Source organism: Microbacterium sp. 22303, from assembly GCF_052045265.1.
In the GTDB taxonomy this organism is placed as follows: domain Bacteria; phylum Actinomycetota; class Actinomycetes; order Actinomycetales; family Microbacteriaceae; genus Microbacterium.
In genome coordinates, this window is record NZ_JBQEOQ010000004.1 from 347044 (window position 1) to 370944 (window position 23901).

The 23901-nt window shown below is 72.4% G+C and carries 17 protein-coding genes; 8 read left to right on the plus strand and 9 right to left on the minus strand.

What is annotated here, in order from left to right; genetic code table 11:
- Positions 1 to 3 precede the first annotated feature (3 nt).
- From ACTJI8_RS13635 to ACTJI8_RS13645, 3 genes are read left to right on the plus strand one after another with little or no spacing between them, the layout of a single operon-like run.
- On the plus strand, positions 4 to 2379 hold the full coding sequence (locus tag ACTJI8_RS13635; RefSeq protein ID WP_440733973.1) for a glycosyltransferase family 4 protein: 2376 nt from the start codon (positions 4 to 6) through the stop codon (positions 2377 to 2379).
- Positions 2376 to 3659, plus strand: coding sequence for a glycosyltransferase (locus ACTJI8_RS13640; protein WP_440733974.1), 1284 nt, complete (start codon positions 2376 to 2378; stop codon positions 3657 to 3659). Before ACTJI8_RS13635 ends, ACTJI8_RS13640 begins: the two co-directional genes overlap by 4 nt.
- Positions 3656 to 4918 carry a glycosyltransferase family 39 protein gene (locus tag ACTJI8_RS13645; protein WP_440733975.1) on the plus strand — a complete coding sequence of 421 codons (1263 nt, stop codon included), beginning with the start codon at positions 3656 to 3658 and terminating at the stop codon, positions 4916 to 4918. The genes ACTJI8_RS13640 and ACTJI8_RS13645 overlap by 4 nt, the downstream gene beginning before the upstream one ends.
- Before the next feature lie 33 nt (positions 4919 to 4951).
- Here ACTJI8_RS13645 and ACTJI8_RS13650 read toward each other — a convergent pair whose 3' ends face one another.
- Both ACTJI8_RS13650 and ACTJI8_RS13655 read right to left on the minus strand, forming a co-directional pair.
- Positions 4952 to 6025: a MauE/DoxX family redox-associated membrane protein gene (locus tag ACTJI8_RS13650; protein ID WP_440733976.1), complete on the minus strand. Its 1074-nt coding sequence runs from the start codon at positions 6023 to 6025 to the stop codon at positions 4952 to 4954.
- 86 nt (positions 6026 to 6111) lie between these two features.
- Positions 6112 to 6669, minus strand: coding sequence for a hypothetical protein (locus ACTJI8_RS13655; protein WP_440733977.1), 558 nt, complete (start codon positions 6667 to 6669; stop codon positions 6112 to 6114).
- Positions 6670 to 6802: 133 nt separating this feature from the next.
- On the opposite strand from ACTJI8_RS13655, the gene ACTJI8_RS13660 reads away from it, so the two are divergent.
- Positions 6803 to 8626: an ABC transporter ATP-binding protein gene (locus tag ACTJI8_RS13660; RefSeq protein ID WP_440733978.1), complete on the plus strand. Its 1824-nt coding sequence runs from the start codon at positions 6803 to 6805 to the stop codon at positions 8624 to 8626.
- 27 nt (positions 8627 to 8653) lie between these two features.
- On the opposite strand, the gene ACTJI8_RS13665 is transcribed toward ACTJI8_RS13660, so the two are convergent.
- Complete coding sequence (locus ACTJI8_RS13665) at positions 8654 to 10009, minus strand: polysaccharide pyruvyl transferase family protein (RefSeq protein WP_440733979.1); 1356 nt, start codon at positions 10007 to 10009, stop codon at positions 8654 to 8656.
- 101 nt (positions 10010 to 10110) lie between these two features.
- On the opposite strand from ACTJI8_RS13665, the gene ACTJI8_RS13670 reads away from it, so the two are divergent.
- Positions 10111 to 11457 carry a glycosyltransferase gene (locus tag ACTJI8_RS13670; RefSeq protein WP_440733980.1) on the plus strand — a complete coding sequence of 449 codons (1347 nt, stop codon included), beginning with the start codon at positions 10111 to 10113 and terminating at the stop codon, positions 11455 to 11457.
- A 160-nt stretch (positions 11458 to 11617) separates the two neighbouring features.
- Here ACTJI8_RS13670 and ACTJI8_RS13675 read toward each other — a convergent pair whose 3' ends face one another.
- Complete coding sequence (locus tag ACTJI8_RS13675) at positions 11618 to 12952, minus strand: DUF222 domain-containing protein (protein WP_440733981.1); 1335 nt, start codon at positions 12950 to 12952, stop codon at positions 11618 to 11620.
- 314 nt (positions 12953 to 13266) lie between these two features.
- Here ACTJI8_RS13675 and ACTJI8_RS13680 point away from each other — a divergent pair, with 314 nt between their 5' ends.
- Positions 13267 to 14418 (plus strand): glycosyltransferase family 4 protein, encoded by a 1152-nt coding sequence (locus ACTJI8_RS13680; RefSeq protein ID WP_440733982.1) that lies wholly within the window; start codon positions 13267 to 13269, stop codon positions 14416 to 14418.
- Between the two features lie 120 nt (positions 14419 to 14538).
- Here the strand turns inward: ACTJI8_RS13680 and ACTJI8_RS13685 are convergent, their stop codons facing one another.
- Positions 14539 to 15501 (minus strand): glycosyltransferase family 2 protein, encoded by a 963-nt coding sequence (locus ACTJI8_RS13685; RefSeq protein ID WP_440733983.1) that lies wholly within the window; start codon positions 15499 to 15501, stop codon positions 14539 to 14541.
- 254 nt (positions 15502 to 15755) lie between these two features.
- On the opposite strand from ACTJI8_RS13685, the gene ACTJI8_RS13690 reads away from it, so the two are divergent.
- Both ACTJI8_RS13690 and ACTJI8_RS13695 read left to right on the plus strand, forming a co-directional pair.
- The gene (locus tag ACTJI8_RS13690; protein WP_440733984.1) at positions 15756 to 17054 is read left to right on the plus strand and encodes a glycosyltransferase family 4 protein; all 1299 of its coding nucleotides are present in this window, start codon (positions 15756 to 15758) and stop codon (positions 17052 to 17054) included.
- Positions 17051 to 18112 carry a glycosyltransferase family 4 protein gene (locus tag ACTJI8_RS13695; RefSeq protein ID WP_440733985.1) on the plus strand — a complete coding sequence of 354 codons (1062 nt, stop codon included), beginning with the start codon at positions 17051 to 17053 and terminating at the stop codon, positions 18110 to 18112. Before ACTJI8_RS13690 ends, ACTJI8_RS13695 begins: the two co-directional genes overlap by 4 nt.
- A 381-nt stretch (positions 18113 to 18493) precedes the next feature.
- Here the strand turns inward: ACTJI8_RS13695 and ACTJI8_RS13700 are convergent, their stop codons facing one another.
- The 4 genes from ACTJI8_RS13700 to ACTJI8_RS13715 are packed head-to-tail and all read right to left on the minus strand — an operon-like array spanning position 18494 to position 23859.
- On the minus strand, positions 18494 to 19381 hold the full coding sequence (locus ACTJI8_RS13700) for a hypothetical protein (protein WP_440733986.1): 888 nt from the start codon (positions 19379 to 19381) through the stop codon (positions 18494 to 18496).
- Positions 19378 to 20610: a glycosyltransferase family 4 protein gene (locus ACTJI8_RS13705; RefSeq protein ID WP_440733987.1), complete on the minus strand. Its 1233-nt coding sequence runs from the start codon at positions 20608 to 20610 to the stop codon at positions 19378 to 19380. Before ACTJI8_RS13705 ends, ACTJI8_RS13700 begins: the two co-directional genes overlap by 4 nt.
- Positions 20607 to 22409 (minus strand): polysaccharide biosynthesis tyrosine autokinase, encoded by a 1803-nt coding sequence (locus tag ACTJI8_RS13710; RefSeq protein ID WP_440733988.1) that lies wholly within the window; start codon positions 22407 to 22409, stop codon positions 20607 to 20609. The genes ACTJI8_RS13705 and ACTJI8_RS13710 overlap by 4 nt, the downstream gene beginning before the upstream one ends.
- Position 22410: 1 nt before the next feature.
- Positions 22411 to 23859 carry an O-antigen ligase family protein gene (locus tag ACTJI8_RS13715; protein ID WP_440733989.1) on the minus strand — a complete coding sequence of 483 codons (1449 nt, stop codon included), beginning with the start codon at positions 23857 to 23859 and terminating at the stop codon, positions 22411 to 22413.
- Between the last annotated feature and the right edge of the window lie 42 nt (positions 23860 to 23901).

Consider the following 23901-nt stretch of genomic DNA (forward strand, 5'->3'; position numbering starts at 1 on the left):
ATCGTGCAGATCGCAACGAGCGTCGCACCCGGCACGGGCATCTCGGGTGTCGCGTGGGAGCTCGAACGCGCGTTCCGCGCCGCCGGGCACACCGTGGAATCCCTCACCACGCCGCAGCTGGTGCGGGTGCCGCCGCGCACCCAGCGCGCCGCCTGGCGCCGCCGGCTGTCGATGGTCAGCACCCAGTTCCGCCTCGTCGTGCGCGGCAGCGCTCGCGCCCGGCGGTATCTCGCCGAACGGCCGGATGCGGTCGCGCTGTGCCACGGCATGGTGCTGGCCGGCGACGTGTTCGTGAATCACGTGATCACGATCGCGGCGGTGCGCGCCCGCGGGCGGGGTCTGTGGCGAGTGCTGCGCAATCCGATGGTCCCGTTCGCCTATGTCGTGGACCGGATCCGCTATCGCGGTCGCACGCATCGCGCGATCGTCGCGCTTACCTCGGCCGAGGTCGCCGAGCTCGAACGTTGCTACGGAGTGGCGACCACTCCGGTGCAGGTGATCCCCAACGGCGTGGACCTCGATCGGTTCCGCCCTCCCACGGCCGCCGAAAGGGAGTCCGCGCGGGCCGCCCTCGGTCTGGACGACGAGCACCGGGTCGCCCTGTTCGTCGGGCACGAGCTGCGCTGGAAGGGCGTGCCGCTCGCCATCGACGCCCTCGTGCACGCGCCGACCGTGATGCTGCTGGTGGTCGGCGGGGACTCCGAGACGATCCCCCTGATGCTGCGCCGGGCGGAGCGTGCGGGAGTCGTCGACCGCGTGCACTTCGCCGGAGTGAAGACCGACCTGTCCGCGGTGTTCGCGGCGGCGGACATGTTCGTCTTTCCCACCCTCTACGAGCCCTACGGGATGGTGATCTCCGAGGCCCTGGCGTCAGGCCTGCCCGTGATCGCGACACGACAGGGGTGCGCCGTCGATCTCATCGAGGACGGCGTGAACGGCTACCTGGTGGATCCGGATCCGAAAGACATCGCCGCCCGGCTGGAGCAGGTCGCGGCCACCGACGTCGCCGCCTGGCGGGACGCGTGCCGACGCAGCGTGGCGCACCTCGGCTGGGATCGGATCGCCGACCGCTACCTCGCGCTGCTGGCGTCCGTGCGCCCGGACGTGACGGGGCCGTCGGTGGGCCCGCCCCCCACACCCACACCCACACCCACACCCGCACCCGCACCCGCACCCGCGAGACTCCATCTCCGCACCGAGACTGCAGAATATTCACGCAGTCTCGGTGCGGAGATGGAGTCTCGCGGTCAGGAGGTCACGGATCCGGATCCGGATCCGGCCGACGGCGGCACCGCCCGCCTCGAGCCCCTCGACATCGTGCACGCGGTCAGCTCGGATGGGTTCGCCGGCGTGGAGCGCTTCATCGTGCGGCTCGCCGGTGCCCAGCGCGCCGCCGGCGCACGGGTGCGCGTGATCGGCGGCGACCCTGCACGCATGTCGGCCGCGCTCGCCGGCACCGGTGTCGGGTTCATTCCCGCACGCGGCAATCTCGGCGTGCGGCGCGCGCTGCGGGCTGTGCGCGCCGACGCCGACGTGGTGAACGTGCACATGACCGCGGCCGAGGCCGCCGCCGCGCTCGCGTTCGGGCGCCGCCGCCGGCCCGCGGTCGTGGCGACCCGGCACTTCGCACAGCCGCGACGGCGCCATGCCACGGTGCACATGAACACGGTCGCCGCACGCGTCGTCGATGCGGAGATCGCGATCAGCCGGGCCGTGGCGGCCGAGATCGGCGTGGCCTCCACGGTCGTGCACTCTGGGCTGCCCCCGTCGGAGCCCGACGCATCGCCGCCGTCGCGGGAGCGGGTCGTGCTCGTCGCGCAGCGCCTCGAGGCGGAGAAGGCGACCGACGTGGCGATCGATGCGTTCGCGGCATCCGGCCTGGCCGCCGAGGGTTGGCAGCTGTGGATCGCCGGCGAGGGCGCCCGCCGCGAGGACCTCGAAGTCCAGGTCGCCCGGCTCGGCCTCACCGGCAGCACGCGCTTCCTCGGATACCGGTCCGATGTCGCCGCACTGATGGCGCAGGCGGGGCTCTTGCTCGCGCCCTGTCCGCGCGAGGGCCTCGGGCTGACCGTCCTGGAGGCGATGCAGACGGGGCTCCCCGTGGTCGCCGCCGGGGCGGGCGGGCACCTCGATCTGCTCGACGGGCTGGAGCCCGACGCACTCTTCCCGCCCGGCGACGCCGCGACTGCCGGAGCGCGCCTGCGTGCGCTCGCCACGGATCCGGCGGCACGGGAACGGCTTGCGACCGCCGCGCAGCAGCGCCAGCGCGCCGAGTTCTCGCTGGACGCGCAGGCCGCCGGAACGGATGCCGTGTATCGCGAGGCGATCGCCCGGCACGCCGGACCGCGCGGGGCGCGCGAAGGCGAGGCCCGGCGATGAGCGATCTGGTCGTGCTCTCCCTGGAGCGCTGGGACGAGGTGTGGCGACGCAATCAGCACCTGGTCTCGGGCCTGCTGCAGCAGGATCCAGACCTCCGCGTGCTCTTCGTCGACCCCCCGGACGACCCGCTGCATGCCCTGCGGCGAGGCGCCCGACCGCAGTTCGGGCAGGGCGTGCGTCCGATCGCCGAGCGGCTGCACGCGGTCCGCCCGGTGAAGTGGCTGCCGCGCCGGATCGACCCGGGCGCGGACGCGCGGATCGAGCGCGCGATCGTCGGCGCCGCTGCGCGGCTGGGGATGATGGATCCGCTGTTGTGGGTCAACGACCCGCGCTTGGCCGGGCTCGCGCGGCGCACCGGGTGGCGGGCGCTCTACGACCTCACCGACGACTGGATGGCCGCCGACCGGCCCGCCGCCGAGATGCGCCGTATCGGCGAGGGCGAGGCGTGGCTGCTCGCCCACGCCGCCGCTGTGGTGGCCTGCTCCCCTGAGCTGGTGCGGCGCAAGAGCCCCCAGCGCCCCGACATCTCCCTGGTGCGCAACGGGGTCGACGTCGACGCCTACCGTGCCCCGCAGCCGCGCCCGGCGGACCTACCGTCCGGACCCGTCGCGCTCTACCTCGGCACCCTGCACCGCGACCGCCTCGACGTGGCGCTGTGCGTGCGGACCGCGGTCGCGCTGAGCGCCGGCGACCGAGCCGGAGACCAGGGCGACGATCCGGGCAGCGCCGGCCCGAGCACCGCAGGAACCAGTGCGGCGAGTGCCGGCGACCAGGGCAACGCGGGCCCGAGCACCGCAGGCCGGAGCGCGGCAGCACCCGTCTCCGCGGGCACCGTCGTCCTCGTGGGCCCGAATGCGCTCGACGAGGCCGACACCGCCCGGCTCCGCGACGCCGGCGTGGTGGTGCTCGGCGCCCGCCCGCGCGAGGCGGTGATCGGCTATCTGCAGAACGCCGATGCGCTGCTGGTCCCGCACGTCGTGACCGCCTTCACCGAGAGCCTGGATCCGCTCAAGCTCTACGAGTACCAGGCCGTGGGGCGTCCGGTCGTGTCCACGCCGGTGGCGGGATTCCGCGATGCGGACGACCCGCTGATCCGGATCGCGGACGCCGAGGACTTCCCTGAGGCCGCGCGGCAGACGTTGGCCGAGGCCGACGACCCGTCGCGGACGGCCGACGAATCGCCTGCGACACGGCCTGATCCGGATCCGGCCCTCTCCGCCGACTGGTCGCTGCGGGTTGCCGAGATGCAGGCCGTGCTGACCGCGGCCTCCGGGTCATGAGCGCCTCGCGCCGGGTCCCCGCCGCTCGGGACGAACGGTGGGTCGCACCGCAAAGGCTCGCGGGGAGCGCCGACGCGCAAGCCGTCGCCCTCACCGCCGCCCTGTGCGTCGCGACCGCGGCCCTCGGCACGATCGCCGCGTTCGCCGTGCCCGCGGGCCTGCCCTACGACGAGCCCGCGCACTGGGCGAACGCCGTCTCCGTCGCGGAGCACGGAACCCTCCCCGTGCTCGGCGAACCGGGCGCGACCTACGAGGGGCAGCAGGCGCCGCTCTTCTATCTCGCCGCGGCCGGGATCATCCGCCTGCTCGGATCCGGCGAGACCGGCTTCCTCGGCGTGCGGCTGCTCGGCGTGCTGGGCGCGGTCCTGCTCGCCTGGCTGGTCGCCCGGATCCTGCTCCGTACGATTCCCGGGCAGGCCGCGGCCGTCGTGAGCGGTACGGCGTTCGTGGCGCTGAACCCGATGCTGATCGTGATGTCGGCCTCGGTGCAGAACGACACCTGGTCGCTCGTGGCCGGGTTCGCGGCCGTCCTCGTCGCACTCGGCGGTCCCGGCGCGAGGCCCTGGCTGCGGGGGCTGATGATCGGTGCGCTCTGCGCGGTGGCGATCATGGTGAAGATCAGCATCGCCCCGCTGGTGATCGGACTGCTCCTCGTGCTGCTCGTCCGCCGCCGCTGGCGCGAAGCCCTGGTCGCGTCGATCGTCGTCGTGGCGGGCTGCGCCTGGTGGGTGCTGCGCAATCTCGCGCTCTACGGCGATCTCACCGGTCAGGCCGGCGTGGACGCAGCCGGCTACCACTTCCAGTCCGGCACGACCTCGCCGTTCGCGCTCGCCCGCGAGGTGCTCACCTACCTGAGCCTGCCGGACGAGTACCTCCGCAACGTGTTCACGGCCCCCGGGTGGGTCGATGCGCTCGCCGTACTGGCGGGAGCGGTGCTCCTGGTCGGCGCGGTCGCTCTGCTCACCGTCGCCCGCGACCGCGTGCGACCGGTGCCCCTCGCGCTGCTCCTGGTCACCGGTGTCGCGAGCGTCGCCGCCTGGCTGCTGCAGGTCGGGCTGGGCTGGCACGTCGCGTTCCGCACCGCGTACGGCGTGCTGCCCCTGGCCGCGCTGGCGTTCGGATCCGCGACGCTGTGGTTCCGCGGGCGGCGCACGGGATGGGTCCTGTGCGCGGTGCTCGTGCTGGCCCTGCTGGTGCTGTGCGCATGGACGGGCGTGCAAGTCGCCGCCGTCGGCGACCGTGTGATGCTGCGGCTCTGACCCGCGCGGTGTCAGGACAGGTGCCGACCGCCCTCACCCGGCTGTCGCGGAACCCGCGGACGGGTCCGTCGGCGGGCGCTGCCCGTGCAGGGCCTCGTACACGTCGCCGACGAAGGCCTCGACGGCGAGGTCGCCGGTGACCGGTCCTCCCGCGAGCAGGCCATCGGCGCCGAGCAGCACGGCCGACGGCGTGGCCCATTCCTCGATCGAGCCCGCGACGTAGTCGCCGAGGTCGTGCAGCGACTGCGGCTCCTCGAGCTCGGCCCAGCGGCTCGATGTCGGTTCCACCAGCAGCAACCGCACGTCGACCTCGGGCAGCAGAGCGCGGTAGTGCGCCCGCCGATCCCGGATCATCTCGCACGGTCCGCACATCGACGACAGCGCGAGCAGCAGGAGCGGCTTCTTCGTCGCGAGCGCACGCAGATTCACCTCGGTGCCGTCCGCGAACGTCACGGGCACCGCCGGCGTGCGGCGCCGCACGTACTCGACCTCGTCACCGCTCGCGGATCCGCCCGGCGCGTCCGGCGAGCCGTCGTGCGAAGCCGCCGCGGAACCACGCACCACCGGCACGCCGGGCGCCGCCGCCGGCACCCGGCGCTCGGGCGCCCGCCACAGCACGAGCGCGGTCGTGACCACGGCGATCGCCGCCGCGAGCAGCCAGGGCAGGTGTGCGATCCCCGCAGCCAGCGCGCCGCCCAGGAGCGGAGTGCTCGCCGCGCCGACCGTGGCGCCGGCGGCGAGCACCGTCAGCCAGGCGTTGCGCACCACGGTCGTGCCGGTCACCGGCGCGGGGGCCCCGAAGCAGGTGCAGGATGCTCCCCCGCCAGAGGCCGCGCGCGCGACCAGCGCGGTGTAGCCGAGCATCAGCACCACGGCGACGACGCCGACGACGACGCCGAGCCATCCGCCGAGCGCGGCCACGGCGATGCCGAGAGCACCTTCCGCCCATGGGTGCAGCCGCAACAGCGCGGTGCGCCGCAATGCCGGGGGCACGCCGAGTGCCTCCCATTCGCGCAAGTCGCCGGGCGTGCGCAGCTTCGCCACGGCGCTGGCCAGGAGCACCCCGGCGAGCAGCAGAGGCAGCGTGACGGCGAAGGGAACGGGCATGGTGCGATGCTATCCAGCGGGCGGCCAGTCCGGGATACGAGGAAGGCCCCGCCGGAGCAGGGCCTTCGTCAGAGATCCACCGGGCGTCACTGCGCCGCGATGTAGCCCTTCTCGGTGGAGTTGAAGGTCGAGCACGAGTTGCCGTTGATCGGCGGAGCCGACGGGATGGTCGCGTTCGCCACCATGGGCGCGCCGCCGTTGACCGTGTAGGTGATGCTCAGCGCGCCGTTCGAGCTGTTCGGCGCGTTCTGCGTCAGCAGGGCGGCGGTGTACGTCGTGTGCGGCGGCACCGTGAACGGGTTGCCCTGGCTCGAGCCGTCGTTGAGGTTCACCACGCGGATGCCGCCCAAGCTGTTGCCGTCCAGCGTCGCGGAGGTCACGTTGACGGTGATCGTCGCGCCGGTCGGGTTCGCGATCACAAGCCGGAACGCGTAGCCCTTGTAGATGGAATTGGAGTTACCCGGGAGCTTGCAGCCCGTGCCCGACAGCGTGATCGGACACGGATTCTCCGGATTGAAGTCGTTACAGGCGCTCGCGGCCACGATCGGCACGGTCGCGGCGACAGCCACGGCGGGCACGACCCAGGCCATGGCTTTGGTCACAGTGCGGCGGCTGATGCCGGCCGACTCGTCGTTCTCAGACATATGCGTTTCCCCAGTCGAATGCAAGACGTTATGCGACCCCAGATGACGGCATAACGCGGACAAGACCGATGTTAGCGTATGACCCAATATTCCGATACGGGATTTGCGATGATTTCGCGGGAGGACACGCGCAATGGCACGGGATGCAGCCCGCACGACGACGCCGCGGGCGCTGCTGCCGCAACTCGGCACCCTGCTCCGCGTCACGGGCGCCCGTCCGCGCCAGTGGATCCTGACCACGGTGGCCGCCTCGGTCGTGCTCGCACTGCTCGACATGGCGGGCGTCGCCGCGATGCTGCCCCTCATGAGCCTGATCACCACCGGGAAGCCTCAGGGCTCCGTCCTGGAGTTGGTCGCCGCGACGGCGGGAAGCTCGGAGCTGTCCGTGCTGATCCCGCTCCTGGGCGGCTTCATCGCGCTCGTGTTCCTGATCAAGACCGCGGGGTCGCTGCTGTTCCGATGGTGGCTGCTGGGCCGCACGACGCGGATCACCGCGCTCGCCGCGACCGAGCTCATGAAGCGCTACGTGCAGGCGCCGTATGCGGCGCATCGGGCACGCACGCTCAGCGTCGTCTATCGCAACATCAACGACGCGACCAATCAGGCGGCGAGCGTGCTCATGGCCGTGGTCACGATGTGCTCGGATGTGCTCGTGCTGGTCGCGATCATGGCCGTGCTCGCCCTCGCCGCACCCGGTGCCACGCTGTTCACCATCGTGCTGTTCGGCGGCATCGTCGGCGGGGTGCAGTTCGCCCTGCGCCAGCGCCAACTGCGCATCGGCGAGACGATCGCGCAGTCGGGCCTGGAGGCCTGGCAGGCGCTCATGCCCGGACTCGAGGGCTTCCGCGAGACCCGGCTGAGCTCGCGGGGCTCGGCCTTCGTCCGAGACTTCCGCGAGTCCCGGCTGCGCAGCGCCCGCGCCGGTCGTGAGCTGAGCTTCATGAGCGACGTGCCGCGCCACATCCTCGAGATCGCGTTCATCATCGCGATCGTGGGCATCTCGGTCCTCATGTTCGCGGTCGGATCCGCGGCGCAGGTGATCCCGGTGCTGGGACTGTTCGCGACGGCCGCGCTGCGCGCCCTGCCGACACTGACCAGAGTCTCGGCGAACCTCGCGACGACCCGGGTCGGCGGTGTGGGGCTGAACATCATGGTCGATGCGCTGGCCGAGCTGGATCCGACCGAGCTGTACGACGAGCAGCCGCGCAGCGACGAGCCGTATCGCGGCGACATCGTGCTCGACGACGTCACATTCCGGTATCCGGACTCGGATGCGACGGTGCTGAACGGGCTCTCGCTCACCATCGGGGAGAACCGCACGGTCGCGTTCACCGGCGGCAGCGGCGCGGGCAAGACCACCGTGGTCGACCTGATCCTCGGGCTGTTCTCGCCCACGTCCGGCGTCGTGCGCTGCGGCGGTCGTTCCATCTCCGACGACCCGGCCACGTGGTACTCGGAGATCGGCGTCGTGCCTCAGGACGTGTACCTGCTCAGCGGGACGATCGCGCGCAACGTCGCCTTCGGCGTGGATCCCGCCGACATCGACCGGGACCGCGTGCTCACCGCTCTCGCGCAGGCGCAGCTCAGTGACCTCGTGACGGATCTGCCGGACGGCATCGACACCATCGTCGGAGAGCGCGGCACCCGCCTCTCCGGAGGTCAGCGCCAGCGCGTCGGCCTGGCGCGCGCCCTGTACCTGCGCCCGCGGGTGCTCGTGCTCGACGAGGCGACCAGCGCACTCGACAACGCCACCGAGCACGAGATCGCGCAGACGCTGCAGTCCTTGCAGGGCACCATGACCATCATCATCGTCGCGCACCGGCTCTCGACGGTCCGGAGCGTTGATCACCTGGTGCACCTGCGCGACGGCGGCATCGCCGCACAGGGCACGTTCGACGAGGTGCGGGAGCAGGATCCCGAGTTCGCACGCCTCGTCCAGCTCGGCCGGTTGGAGTGACACGGCCCCGACCCTGAGCGCCTCCGCTCAGCGCGAGGTGACGGCGTGCGCCGGAGCTTCCGGCACGAATTGCCGCTGCGCGAGCGCGCGTACGTGCGGCAGCCGCGCCTCGATCCGCTCGCGCAGCGTCGTGTCGGCGAACAGGTCGGCGAGCGCGCTTCCGGCCTCGCCGCCGATGCCCGGCACTGGGTCGAGGGCGTAGCGCTCCAGATCGAACATCCGCGCCAGGCCCTCGACCTTGCCGCGCGTGCGCAGCACGACGACCGGGGTACCCTCCGTCAGAGCGAGGATCGACAGGTGCATGCGGCCGGTGACGACCGCCGACGCGCGCGCCGTGAGCCAGCGCACCTCGGCGGGGCGCAGCGCCCTCTCCACCAGCAGCACTCTGTCTGGCCGAGCGGCCGCCTCCCCCGCGCGCCGGCACACCGCCAGGTCGTCGTCGCCGTCGCGCAGGCAGTGCGGGAGCAGCACCACGCGCATGCCATCCGCCGTCAGCCGATCGATGAGCGCGACGAACTCGGGCACGAGGTCCGTCCTGCGTTCGATGAGGCCGCTGAGATTGACGATGACGACCGGATCCGGAAGCCGCGTCACCCAGGCCGAGATGTCCGCCGGCTCCCGCTCGCCGTCGGCCGTGAACACGAGGTCGGCGGACTCGATTGCCGGGATCCCCGCGCGGCCCAGACGCTCGGCCGAGATCGGGTCGCGCACGAACAGCTGCGCCTTGCACGCTGCTCGTGCCAGCGCTCGGGATGCGGCGGCGTCGACGTGCTCGCCCCAGCTGAAGCCCAGCACGCGAGCGCCGGCGCCGAGCAGGTGCGCCAGCCGGAGCATCTCGGCGCGGGTCACCGCCTCCGCGCGGTTGTATCCGCCGTCCATGATGTCGGCCCCGATCACGGCGAACGACCGTGCGGCCCGAAGCTCGTCGGCGAGCGCACGGACCTCGCCCCAGCGTCCGCGCAGGGTGCCGCCGCTGAGCAGCGGCGCGCTCAGCACCCGTACCCGGGCTTGGTCCTCATCGGGGACGATGTAGGCGCCGGCGTCGCGCATCACAGCCAGGACCTCGCCCGGAGTGTTCACGAGATACGCCTCGAACATCGCCTGATCCCCGATGTTGCCGCCGCCCGCCGGGAGCATGACGGCGGCCAGCTCGCGCGGAGCGGGACTCGGACCGGGCCGGGAGGCGCTGCGCCGAAGGTGCACCAGGACGCGCGTCCGCTCCACCGCATGGGCCAAGCGCAGTCCGGTGTCGGAGAGAAGCGCCCGCCGGGCGCGCGCATACAGCCCGCGCCGGAGCCGCGTTCCGCGCGTCACGCCCGCGGCGGTGGGCGATGTCACGCGGGCGTCGGTGGGCACCGGCTCGCCAGCCTCCGTGATCGGCATGGGTCCTCCGCCGCGATGCTATTGCCTGTGACCGCGCGATGATATACCTGGGTCGTGGTTCACCCGACCCCGTCGTCTCGCGACGGATCCGGCCTCCGGGCATGAGGATCGTCAGCTTCTCCCTCGTCGTGCCCTATCCGGGCATTCCGCATGCGGGAGGCGAGTACTACCGGCGCCATCTCGGCGCTCTGAGCGCTCTCGGCCACGAAGTCACCGTCGTCGCCCCCGATACCGAGCTCAATCGGATCGGCCTCGCGCGCACCCAGGATCCCGGCCGCGTCGTCCTGGTCGCGGGTGACGACTCCCCCGGGATGAAGGTCCTCGATCGTCTCGCGGCGATCGTGGTGCCGCACTGGCTCGCGCCCAGCCGCCGCAGGGCGCTGCGGCGCAGCCCCGTCGTGCGCGAGGCGCTGCGACGGGCGGAGTTCGTGGAGGCGCAGTGGGAGGAGACGGCGTTCCTGCTGCGCGGTGCGGCAAGGTCTCGACCGACCGCGCTGGTCGCCCACGATGTGCCGCTGCAGCGCGAACTGAGATGGCTGCGGTCCGCCCGTGCGCAGAGCGCCACCAGGAAGGTCGTGTGGCGGTCGTGGCGTGCGCTCGTGGTCGCTGTCACGCAGCCGGCGTCGTTCCGCAGTGCCGATGTCGTGATCGTGCTGAGCGACAAGGACGCCCGCCAGGTGCGTGGGGCCGGCCGCCATCCCCGCGTGGTCGCGATCGACCCGCCGCTGTGGGATCCGGCCGAGCATCCGGTCCCCTCCGTCGGCGGATCGGCTGCATCGCCCGGTGGAGAGGCCGCATCGCCTGGTGGATCGGCCGTGCCGCTTGTCGGATCGGCCGCACCGGGCAGCGACTCGGCCCCGCTGCTTGGCGGATCGTCCACGCCGAGCGGCGGAGCGACCGTGCCGCGTGGCGGACCTGCGGTGTTCGTCGCGGCGTTCGACCGGCGCGAGAACGTGGAGGCGGCCGTCTGGCTGCTGGACGAGGTGTGGCCCTCCGTGCGCGCAGTGCTGCCCGAGGCCGCGCTGTCGCTCGTCGGCGTCCATCCCCCGGAGTCGCTGTACGCCCGCGCCGCGCTGACCTCGGGAGTGACCGTCACGGGCTATGTGGACGACCTCGACGAGGTGTACCGCACAGCCTCGGCTGCGCTCGTCCCGCTGCATTCGGGAGCGGGCGTGAAGTTCAAGACGATCGACGCACTGCTGCGCGGCCTCCCGGTCGTCACCACCAGGGTCGGCGCGGAAGGGATCACGAACGACGACGGCCGGTTCCCGTTCCCGGTGACCGACGATCCGCGCGAGTTCGCCGCAGCAGTGGTCGCCACGCTCGGAGCTTCGTCAGCACAGGATCCCGCGCTGACCGAATGGGCACGCTCGAAATACGGCGCGGACCGCTACGCGCGCCAGCTGGCCGAGCTGATCGCTGGGCTGGGCGCGCACTCCCCGCACTGACCTCACCCTGCGGCGAAGACGCGGTCCTCCGGGCACACGCCTCCTCTCCCCAGCCCGCATCGAGCGAGCGCAGCGGGCGCCCGAGCCGTCGTCACCTCGGGTCGTTGAGCGAGGAGCGCGCAGCGCGACCGAGACGACACGCGCGCGCTCTCGCGGCGGCTCACGCGATGAGTTCGGTGCGGGCACGTCCTCCGAGGCGGGGTGGTGCGTCGATGCCGGGTGGGGGCAGGAACCAGACGTTGGCGTGGGTGCCGGTGCCGTCGATGCGGATGCCCCAGTGGTTGTCGTGGATGAGGTGGTGGCAGGTCTCGCACAGCAGGACACCGTTGGTGAGGTCTGTTCTGCCGTGGTCTCGGGTCCACCAGTCGATGTGGTGGGCTTTGGTCATTCCGGGTGGGAGCCCGCAGAACGCGCAGCCGCCGTCGCGTTCCCGGAGGGCGAGTTTCTGGGCTTCGGTGAACAGTCGTTTCTTGCGGCCCCAGTGCAGGATCTCCCCGTCTCGTCCGCAGAGCCAGTCCTGCACGATGCCGCTGCCGGCGATGCGGCGGACGGTGTGGATGCTGATGGGCTGGTCGAGCCCGTCGATGAGCCCGTATCCGGTGCTGTTCGCGAGGTCGGTGGCGTCCACGCGGACGATCACGGTCGCCCCGTTCAGGCTCTTGTTCCGCAGACAAGTCAACGCGTGTTCGGCGAAGTGCGCGAGCGCGTCGGCCTGGATCTGTCCGACGGTGCGCCGGTCCGCGTCCGCGAGGGCCGGGTCACGATCGCGGCGGGCGGCGAACTGCGCGGACACGTATCCTTCGATCGCGGTCTTCACGGACGCTGCCCGTTCCGGGTCCAGGACCGCGTTCAGGTGCAGCATCCCGTCCCGTTCGAACATGCTCAGCGATGCCCGCGCCCGCAGCTCGTCTTCGCGGGGTGCGACACCATCCGGGTCCAGATACGCCTCCAACCGGGTCATCGCCCGGCGGATCTCGTCCAGCGATAGGCCCGGTGTGAGACCGACCAGAGCGGTCTCAGCCTCGGATGCCCTCGCGCGCCCGACTTTCACGATCATCCGGTCGAGGAATGTCACGAGCATGCCCGCTGCGGCGGCGCCGATCCGCCCCGCAGCCAGCGCTTCCCGGATGGCGGGGAACTTCGCCGGCAGCGCCTCCCCGAGCAGGTTCGCGCGCGGCGCCGTGGCTTCCCCGACCTTCACCAGCCGGGCCGCATCCCCGGTCGAGGTCCCCGTGGTCGTGGCGATCAACTGCGCCGAGTTCCGATACCCCTGCTGCTTCGCCAGACTGTCCGGCCCGAGCTCTCGCCGCGACTCCCGGGCGATGCCCGCCGCGACCTCGGCATGCACCGCGTCCGCGGTTCGTTTCACCAGCCCGATCGCATCGTTCACGGCCACCAGCTGCGCCCGTGACAGGTCCATACCGGAGGCGGCGTCACCCCACGCATCTACCAGAAGCCGAGTGGCTTCCAGGAGCGGATCAAGGGTGCTGGTCATGCCCCGATCCTACCAAGAATCGAAGCTATGTTCTAGACTTTTCCACAACCAATTCCCGCTCCTGACCTGCGAATTCCCTGGAAGAAGAAGAAGGTCGAGCTTCGATAGTCGGGGCGTCGCGCATGGGGTCGGTCGAACGAAGGCGAGCGATCCACAGACACCCCGCACCACCACCCGCCATCGCCCCCTCGAGCCCGCTCGATCCACCATCCGACTCAGCCCGCACGACCCGCCAGAGCCGCCGAACTCAGTCCGCACCCCTGCACCGCGAACCCGTCGACGGGCTCCCCCGCCGGCCGCTCTAAGCTGACCCCATGGGCGAGCGCCGCGTCATCCACGCCATCACGCCGGGCGACCATTTCTCCCCTCGCACCGGATCCGCGGTTCCGACCGTAGTGCACCTGCTCGCCGATGCTGCCGTGCGCGCGGGAGACGCCCGGCACGGCGTGATCCTGGACCGCACCACCATGTCCCCTCGCTACGAGGGCGTCGACCTGATCGAGTACGACCGCGCGCCCGGTGTGACGCGCAGCGGTCAGTACCTCGATGCGGCGGTGGGGCGCCTCGGCCTGCAGCGGCCACGGGTCGGGCGGTGGTTCGCCCCGCTCGCGGATGCGGTGCGAGGGCTGCCCGCGGCCGATGTGCTTGCGCACAATGCGCCGATCCTGCCCCGGCTGCTGCGCGGCAGCGGGCACCGGGTGTCGATCTATGCGCACAACCAGCTGTTCCGCACGTATGGGCGCCGCGAGGCGGACCGCATCGTCGGAGAGGCCGCAGCGGTCATCTGCGTGAGTGAGGCGCTGGCCGACGAGACCAGGGGCCTGCTTCCGCGTGCGCAGCGATCGAAGGTGGCGGTCGTGGAGAACCCGGTCGACACCTTCCGGTTCACCCCGCCCGAGCCGCGGACCGCCGACCTCCGCCCGGTCCGTGTGCTGTATGTCGGGCGGATGATCCCCTCGAAGGGCCCCGCCGTGCTGGCCAGGGCGGCGCAGGCGTTCGGGCCGGACGAGGCCGAGTTCGTGTTCGTGGGCAGTCACGAGTTCGATCCGAACGCGCCTGCCACCGCGTACGAACGGGAGGTGCGCGAGCTCGCCAGGGCGAGTCGCGCCACCGCGACCTTCCTGCCGTTCGCCGACCGGGATGCGCTCCCCGCCCTCTACCGCGACGCCGATGTGCTCGTGGTGCCCTCAGTGTGGGCCGAACCCAGCGGACTGATCCTCGGCGAGGGTATGGCGAGCGGCCTGCCGATCGTCGCGTCCCGCACCGGCGGCATCCCGAGCGTGGTCGGCGACGTAGCCGTGCTCGTGCCGCCGAACGACCCCGACGCCCTGGCCGCCGCCCTTCGCGACCTCATCGCGGATCCCGCGGAGAGGATCCGGCGCAGCGAGGCAGGCTTGCGCCGGGCAAGACAGCGGGATCCGGAGTGGGCGTGGACGCAGCTGCGCGCGCTGCTCGATCGGCTCTGATCCCGTGCCGCAGCCCAGCGGCTCAGCGGCGCTGAACGGGATCAGTGCCCACAGGAGCCCATCGCTGCCAGCGACCAGGCAGCGCTGATCCGTTCAGCGGCCCCGCGGCTGTGATCCCACTCAGCGACCCCAGCGCCGCAGCGGGCGCACCAGGGCGAGGTGCGCGACCGCGTCCAGCTGACGCCGGAGCGCGACGCTCACACGTCTAGCGCGCAGTTCACGGCGAGCGGCCGCCGACTTGATCCGGAATTTGTGCCGCTGCATGCCTCGCCAGGCCGCCCGCAACACCTGCCGGTCGGCCGTGGAGTTGTCCGGGGAGTAGTACGTGCGCGCCCACACCGCCCGGCTCTCGCGCACGTTCAGCGCAGCGTTGCCCGATGCGTTGGCGCCGTGGCGGCGGTATCCGACCAGGATCTCGTCGAGGGGCACGATCGGACCGCGCCGGGACAGGCGGACCAATGCGTCCCAGTCGTCGGCGACCCGGTACGACGGGTCGAATCCGCCGATCGCGTCGACCGCCTCGCGGCGCAGCAGGATCCCGCTCGGCGGGTAGAGGTGGTTGGCGAGGAACAGCTCGGGCAGCGTGGCATCCACGTCGGGCGCGAGCGGCACCACTCGCCCTCCGCGCACCGCCTGGCGGTCCCGCATGAAGCGGGCGAACTCCCCTTCTCCGAGCGGGGCGGAGTCGGCGTCGATCCAGTCCGCGACCGCATACGTGCCGACTGCGTCGGGTCGCCGGGCGAGCACGCGCAGCAGCCGCTCGTACAGGTCGGGGGCCACGAGGTCGTCGTGATCCATGAAGACCACGTAGGCGACGTCGGCACCGAGCAGCGCGAGACCGGCGTTGCGGGTGCGGGCGATGCCCTCGTTGCTCTTCTGCACGAGCGTCAGTCGCGGATCGTGGAGCATCGGGCGGACGATCTCGGCGCCGTCGTCGGAGGATCCGTCGTCGAGCACGACGACCTGCAGCGCGGTATGGGTCTGCGTCAGCACCGACCGCAGCGTCTCGGTGATGTGGCGGGCGCCGTTGTAGAGCGGGATGATGACCCCGATCGTCGCCTCGTCGTCTCGCCCTGCGGTCACGTGCGCTCCTGTGTCGGTCACCCACGACTCGGATGTGCCACCTCGACTCGATGATAGCCAGCGCGATCCACGGGTGCGCGTTCGGCCATGGGGGCCGGCGGGATCCGCGCGATGTTCGTCCGATGGCGGCAGCCGGCGCGACGCGCGCCGCCGCCTGCTTATGGGACGAGCCGGATCCGCGCGGACCTCCCGTAGCGCGGGACGAGCCGGATCCGGCGCGGGCATACTGGAACCGCACACGGACAGGAGGCGAGATGGCGCGAGCCCGAGCCCCGCATGGATCGGTCGGTCGCCGGGCGACGCACGCCCCGGCGGCATCCGCGCCGCCGGTGCAGGGCGCCGTCCTCTGGCTGAGCGTCGAGGTGCCCGACCGGTTCGGACAGGGCGGGCAGCGCCGGCAGTACCACCAGATCGCCGCCCTGCGCGAGCTCGGCCGCCGGATCGTCGTGGTCAGCCCCGCCGGGCCTCAGGACGACTCCTCGATCGCGGCGCTCACCGAGGTCGTCCGGCCACGGCTGCACCTGAAGGGGAAGGCCGTGCCCGGCGCGGCCCGACGACTCGCGCGCCTCGTGCGCAGTCCCCGCTGGGAGGCGATCGTCCTGTCGCACCAGGACTCGGTCTGGCTGCTGCCGGAGGGCGTCGGCGCCCCCGTGCTGCTCGACGTGCACAACGCGATGAGCGCCTGGCTCCTCTCCCGCGGCCTCCCCGAGCAGGCCGCGCAGCATCGGCGGCTGGAGGAGCGGGCGATCGCGCGCGCGGACGGCGTGAGCACATGCTCCGATACGGAGCGGATCCGGCTGATCGAGCAGCACCCGGACGCGGCGTCCCGCACCTTCGCCGCTCCCCTCGGCATCGACCCCGAGGAGTGGCCCGAGCGGGAGTCCTCCCGCAGTGCTCCGCTGGTCGCGCTGTTCGGGGGCTGGGGATGGGAGCCGAACCGGCGCGGCCTGGACTGGTTCCTCGGCGAGGTCTGGCCGCGGCTCGCCGCGCTGGCTCCCGATGCGCAGTGCCGGATCGCCGGCACCGGGCTGGACGCCGCGGTGGCCCTGCCCTCGGGCGTGGAGTTCGTCGGAAAGGTGCCGAGCCTCGTCGACTTCGCGGCGGAGGCCACGGTCGTCGCGGTGCCCGTGATCGACGGCGTCGGCGCGGCCATGAAGTTCGCAGAGGCGCTGGCCACGGGCGCGGCGGTGATCGCGACGCCCGATGCCGCGAGCGCCTTCCCCGACTCGCATGCGCAGGTCTCGGCGGATCCGGAGGCATGGGCGGGGTGGATAGCGGAGCGTCTCGCGCGCCGGGGCACGGACCCCACGCCGGCCCCTGAGCGGGCGCAGGTGCTCGAGGAACGGACTTGGGCGGAGTGCGTCGCCCCGATCGAGGACTGGCTGCGGACGCACGCCCGGGCGGTGCGCGGCGAGGAGCCCGGCGCACTGCCCGGCTCCGCCTCGGCTTCCACCCCTGACGGCGGATCCGGCGACCCGGCACCCGGCGCGGAGCCCGGCTCCGCCCCTGGCGGTGACCACGCCGTCCCGGCTCCCGGACAGGAGCCGACATGACGCACCCTCGGCTGTCCTTGGCGACCATCGCGACCGAGGTGCCGATGGGCGCCCAGGCCTATCAGCAGCAGATCGGCGAGCGCGCGCAGGCGGCGTTGGCGCAGACCTCGTCCGAGCCGTGGACGGTGCGCCCCCTCGTGTTCCGCTCGCTGCGCTCTCCCCTCGCAGGCAACCGTCGCCTTCCCCTCGGACGCGTGGCGCAGGCGTCGGAGGCCGCGCGCGCTGCGCTGGGCCGCGCGCTGTACGCCGGCGACACCGTGTCGCACCGGATGGCGCTGGAGCTGCCGCCCTCCCCGCATGCCGACGTGATCACCCTGCACGACGTGGTGTCCTGGCGCTTCCCCGACGAATCGGCGCCCGTCGCCGCGGCCGCAGCCGAGGCTCGGCGGGCCGCCGCTGTGATCTGCGTGTCGGCGTTCACCGCCTCCGAGGCGGTGGACTTCCTCGGCGTGACGGATCCGCACGTCGTCCCGAACGGAGTGGATCCGCGTTACTTCGACGCCGCGCCCCTGTCCGCCGAGGCGCGTGCGGCTCTCGGCCTCGACCGGCCGTACGTGTTGCACGCGGGCGGCGCGGCACGGCGCAAGAACCTCGACGCGCTGGCCGCCGCCTGGCCGCGGATCCATCGCGAACGCCCCGACCTGCTGCTGGCCCTCGCCGGTCCGCCGCACCCCCGCCGCACCGAGCTGTTCTCCGGCATGCCAGGGGTGCGCCTGCTCGGACGTCTGCCGGACGAGCTCATGCCGGGCCTCGTCGCCGCAGCCCGGACCGTGGTCGTGCCCTCGCTCTACGAGGGCTTCGGGCTGCCCGTGCTCGAGGCGATGGCGGCGCGCGTGCCCGTGGTCGCGGCGAACACGAGCAGCCTGCCCGAGGTGGCGGGTGGAGCGGCACTCATCGTCGAGCCCACCGCCGACGGCGTGGCCGACGGGGTGCTGGCCGCGACCTCGGACGACCGCGCCGTCGACGGGCTGATCGCGGCCGGCCGCGCCCGCGCGGCGGAGTTCACCTGGGAGCGCTCCGCACAGGGGCACGCGAAAGTCTGGGCTGCCCTGCGGTGATCTGCGCGCGGTGACAGCGCGCTCCAGCCGGATCCGCCTGAGAGTTCTCCCGCTCCGCCCTGCCCTGCCCTGCCCCTGCCCTGCCCTGCCCTGCCCTGCTCACTGGTCGCAAATTGCGGTCCCGACGCCCAAATAACCGCAATCTGCGACCAGCGAACACTCACGGGCGCCACACACCGGAACACAGCCCCGCTCAGTGGTCGCGAAATGCGGCTCTGCCGCCCGAATAGCCGAAATCTGCGACCAGCGAACGCCGGCGGGGGCACGCCAGCCAGCGAACGCCGGCGAGGGCACACCAGCCAGCGAGCGCCATCGATCGCACCCGGCGCCCCGCAGAGGCATGCCCGCAGCGCCGCACCCCGAAAGGCCCGCCTCACAGGGTCAGCCCCGCAGCAAGCCCGCCGGATACCGCGGCAGCGAGCCCAGCACCTCGGGAAGGCGCCGCAGCGCCGACTCCAGCCCGTCGCACAGCTCCGCCACCCGGCCCGCGTCCGCACGGCTCGCGCGGCGCACCACGTCGTCGGGCGTGCGCACGTCGTCGAAGTGCGCGAAGCGGCTGCGCCCGGGGGTGACCGCGGCCTCGTAGTCGCGAAACTTGAAGTCGCCGCCGATGAGGGCGGGCTCGCGCGTGGTCCAGACCGCCGGGATGCCGTACGCATCGGCCGTGACCAGCCCGTGCAGCGACGTCGTCAGCACCGCGCCCGCCGAGGCGATCTCCCGCACGACGGGGGGCGCGGCGCGGTGCACGTTGACGGCACGCACGCCGTCCAGCCCGGCCAGCGCGCGCAACTCCGCATCGCCGCGATGGTGCCCGTGCGCGACGAGCGCGACGCGTCCATCGGATCCGGGACGCCTCAGGTGACGTGCGACCAGCAGTCCCGGATCCCCGTACGCGACCTCGCCGGATCCGATCCGCTCCGCGGTGAGCGGACCGCGCACGGCGAGCACTCGAGCCTCCGGCAGCGGTCGCTCGGTGTCATCGATCGATCCGGTGCCCCAGATCGCGCCGTCGAAGTCGGCGGGCAGGAACTGGATGAGACTGCCGACGCCGACGAGCCGCGCCCGGTCGGGTTCGCGATGCAGCGGCACGATGCCGTACCGCGGCAGCAGCAGCGGCGTCAGGGCGTCGCCGAAATTCGGATGACCGTCCCACCAGAACGCCGGGACCAGGACGCCGTGGGTGCCGACCGTCGGCGCGGCCCCCACCAGTCGGCGCGCCTGTCGCAGGCGACGCCGCAGCGGGCCCTCGTACCGCCACACCTCGGTCACCCCACGGCCTCCGCCTGCGCGTAGACCTGCAGATACCGCTCGACCACGCGCTCCCAGGTGAACTCGGCGACCCGGCCGGCGCCCGCCGTCGCCAGCTTCTCGCGCAGCGACGGATCCGCGAGCACACGCGAGATCGCCGCCGCCAGCTCGTCCACGTCCTCCGGATCGACGAGGATGCCGTCCTCTCCGTCGTGCACGAACTCCCCCGCACCGCCGCGGTTCGTCATCACCAGTGCGGTCGCCGCCCGCCACGCCTCGAGCGCGGCGATGCCGAACGCCTCGGAGCGGCTCGGCACCACGAGCGCCTCGGATCCGGCCAGCACCGTCGCGACCTGGGCGGGCGAGCACCAGCCGAGGAAGTCGACGACGCCCTCGAGGCCGCGGGCGGCGACCTGCTCCTGCAGCGCCGCCCGTTCGGGACCGTCGCCCGCGATCACGAGCCGCGGCTCCGTACGGGCCGGATCCGCCGCACCTTTCGGATCCGCCTCAAGTGCCGGATCCACCTCCAATGCCGGTTCCGCCCCCTCCCGCACCCGCGCGAACGCATCGAGGAGGAGGTCGAAACCCTTCATCCGGCCGAGCCGTCCGACCGCGGCGAGGTACGGACCGTGCGGGAGCCTGTCGCGGATCCCGTCGTCCTGTGGCACGTCGAGCGCGACCCCGTTCGGGACGACCACCCCGCCGTTCAGCCCGAACCGGGCGCGCAGGTCGCGCAGCACGTACTCCGAGGGTGCGGTGACCGCCGCGGCTCGGGCCAGCGCGTCGCGAAGGCCGCGCCGCAGCAGCGCGGACTGGGCGAACACGTTGTCGTCATCGCCTGTGGTCTCGCCGTGCGAGGTGACGACCAGCGGGGTGCGGAACCGACGGTGCAGGGCGAGCGCGTACAGTCCGTTCGGGCCGAAGCAGTGCACGTGCAGCTCGTCGGGCCGGAACCGGCGGTGCGCACGCGTCCACTGCGACCAGGCGCCGGGCGCGCGCCGGGCGAACCGGGCGAGCGAGGCCGCGTGCCGGGCCGGCAGCGGCGTCGGCAGGTACCGCACAGGGAACTCGTCAGCGTGGGCGGGCTCCACCCCGGCGTCTCCGGCACGGGCGCCGCGGTCGACGGTCCACACCTCGACCAGGATGTCCTGCGCGGTCAGCGCCCGGGCGACCTCGGCGACGTGCGTCTCGACGCCGCCGACGTGCGGCGCGTACGACGAGGTGATCAGTGCGACGCGCCGCCTGGTCACGACCGTCCGCGCTGGCGGCGCGGTCCGCCGGTGGCGTCGTCGGCGATGAAGTCGCCGAGCAGGGAGTCGAAGTCGCTGACCCCCGGATCCGCGGAGTCGTCCGATTCCTCACGCCCCTCGGCGGGTGCGGCAGCGGTCGTGGCGGCGCGAGCCGCGGATCGTGCGGACGCCGAGGCCCTGCGTGGTTTCGCGATGGGGGTCGCCGTCGTCTCGGGGTCCTCCGGCAGCGGCCCCGCGGCGGATTCCGCCGCGTCCTGGTTCGCCGGCACGATCGGCATCGGCAGGTGGACGGGCGCGGAGGAGATCCCTGTGCGCTTCGGTCCAGCCGGGGTGGCGTCCTCCGGCTCCGCACCACCCGACTTCGCACCGGACTTCGCCCCACCGGATTTGGTACTGCCCGACTTCGGCGCGGGCTCCACCTTCTCCCGGTAGTCGTAGGCGTAGCCCGCCTGCCGTCCGGTCACGGGCACGCGGTTCATCACCACGCCGAGCACGCGACCGCGCGCCTTCTCGAGCGTGTTCAGCGCCTTGTCCACCACCTCGTACGTGGTCTTGCCCGCCGCCACCACGATGAGGGCTCCGTCGGCCTGATTCGTGAGCACGGCGCCGTCGGTGACGGCGAGCACGGGGGGTGCGTCGATGATGACGGTCGCGTGCTTGGTGAGGTCCTTCACGAGCTGGCGCATGCGCTCGGATCCGAGCACCTCGCTCGGGTTCGGCGGGATCGTGCCGGCCGTCAGCACCGCCAGGTTGGGGAAGTCGGGCGCGGTCTGCGCCACGTCGGTGAGCTTGGCCCTGCCCGCGAGCACGTCGGTGAGCCCGGCTCCGGCGACGAGGCCGAGCGTCGAGGCGACCGTCGGGCGGCGCAGATCGCCGTCCACGAGCACCACATTCGTGCCGGCCGCCGCCAGGGTCATCGCGAGATTCGCCGCGACCGTCGACTTGCCCTCCCCGGGCAGCGCGCTCGTCACCACGATCGTGCGCGGCGGGTGGTCCACATCCATGAACTGCAGGTTGGTGCGCAGCGCGCGCAGCGACTCACGCACCGCGAAATCCGTACGCGAGTCGGCGCGCGTCTCGTCCTCGGCGACGATCCGGCGTTCGGCGGCCACGGCGTCGACCTTCGGGATGGTGCCGACGACGGGCACCCCCAGACGCTGCTCCACGTCGTCCGTGCTGCGCACCCGGCGATCCGAGATGGCGCGGATCATCGCGAACGCGATCCCTCCGCCGAGTCCCAGCAGCCCACCGACCAGCAGCGCCGTGGGAACGCTCGGGAAGATCGGCGCCTCCGGCAGCGCCGCGGTCTGGGCGACGTAGATCATGACCGGCGAGGTGCCGGGCTTGCGATCGATGCCGTCCGTGTCATCGATCACCGAGATGAGCCCCTGCATCCAGGCGTCGGCGAGCTCCTGCGCGGCCTTCGGCGACGACGCCGTGGCAGCGACGTTGATGATGTTGGTGTTCTCCGGATTGGTCACCGTGATGCGCTTCACGAGCGCTTCCGGGCTGTCGGAGAGGTGGAGCGTGGCCGCCGCGTTCACGCCGACGTTGCGCCAGCCGGCCATCACCAGGTAGGTCGGCACCTTGGCACGCCCGTAGGTGTCGCCCGACTGCGCGAGCTGCTGCTCCGGGTCCGTCGGCGTCGTCCGGCTCTTCACCAGCCCGCTCACGGAGGCCTCATACACCGGTGTCTGGATCTTGACCCACCCGTAGGCTGCGCCGAGGCCGACGGCGGTCATCAGGATGATCGCGATCCAGTTGCGCCGCAGCGCCCGGAGATAGTCGCGGATGTCCATGTCAGCCCTTCGGGGTGGATGAGTAAGCACGATCATACAAACGGGGATCCCGCGGGCTGCGGGCCTCGATACGACGTTCGGCGGCACGGCGTTCCGCCGGAGTCTGCCTCGCGTCCTTCGGCGGCGCCCAGTACTGTCCCTCGCCCTTCGAGATCGCGAGCGCCTGGGCTCCCAGGCAGAGCCCCGCGACCAGGAACGGGACGGACACCTGGGCGGCGACCCAGAACAGATCGAACTGCGCCGCCGTGATTCGCAGCACGACCGCGCCCAGCGCGATGGCGCCGTAACGGGGGGCCATCCGCCACAGCACGATGATGAAGCCGAGCCACATGATCCCGAACCCGAGCAGCCCGACCACGCCGGCCGAGGCCGCGACCTCGAGCTCGGCTTGCGGCGGCTGGAAGTGCGCCCACGGATGCACGTACCAGTAGCGCAGGCCGTGGCCGAAGATCGGCGACAGCTTCCACAGCGCGTACACCTCGCGCATCCAGTCCAGCCGGGCGTAGGCGGAGTTGAACTGGTTGCCCGACGCGAACTGCTCGATCACGCTCTGCACGATGAGCAGCACGGCGGGGATGGCGAGCAGTGTGATGAAGACGGCATGCCCGGCCGCGCCCCGGCGGATGATCAGGACGAACAGGGCGGCGAGAAGTCCCGCCACGGCCTGCCGCGACTGCGTGAGCAGCAGCGCCGCACCGAAGACGAACACGAGCGCGACGGTCGAGCGGCGGGCGAGCCCGAGCCAGTCCGGTCTCGCGTAGGCCAGGAAGACGCCGAGCGCGAGGGCGCCCCCCGCGGCGTTCTTGTGCATCGGCCACGGCCACACCGGATAGACGGCATCGAACGGTTGGCCCTGCACGGCGTTGATCGCGGCCGTGAGGTAAGTGCCGGCGGCGATCAGCACCAGCATGCCCAGCAGCAGGATCACCGACAGCCGCGCGTATCCCGCACGCCCCAGCCCCCAGCCCAGCACCAGCGCCCCGGAGATCAGCAGCCAGGCGTGGAACCACTCCACCGTGTTCTGCGGGAACGGGTTCACGATCACCGTGAAGACCGTGCTGAACTGGTAGATCGCGTTCAGCCACAGCATCGCCCGCATCGGCGGGCTGAAGTCCCGGCTGCCCAGCAGCACGACGGTACCGAAACCGGCCGCGATCGCCGCATCCGACACCGTCAGATCCGCCCCGCCGACCGCGAGCCGCTCCGTGACGAACGCGACCGGCGCCGCCATCAGCGCGATCGCCAGCGGCGTCGACCAGGTGAGCACGGCGCCGACGACGAGCGCCGCGAGCGCAGCGGCGGTCAGCACGGATCCGGTGGTCGCGTGCTCCAGCAGCAGGTAGGCCGCGATCACCACGCCGACGGCGATGACCACCCAGCGCCAGGTGGCGGCCCATGCTCCGGGGAGGGCGTCACGAAGGCGCGATACGACCTTCGCGCCTGTCCCCATGACCCGCACCTCCGTAGCCGCACATTATCCCACGCACACCCC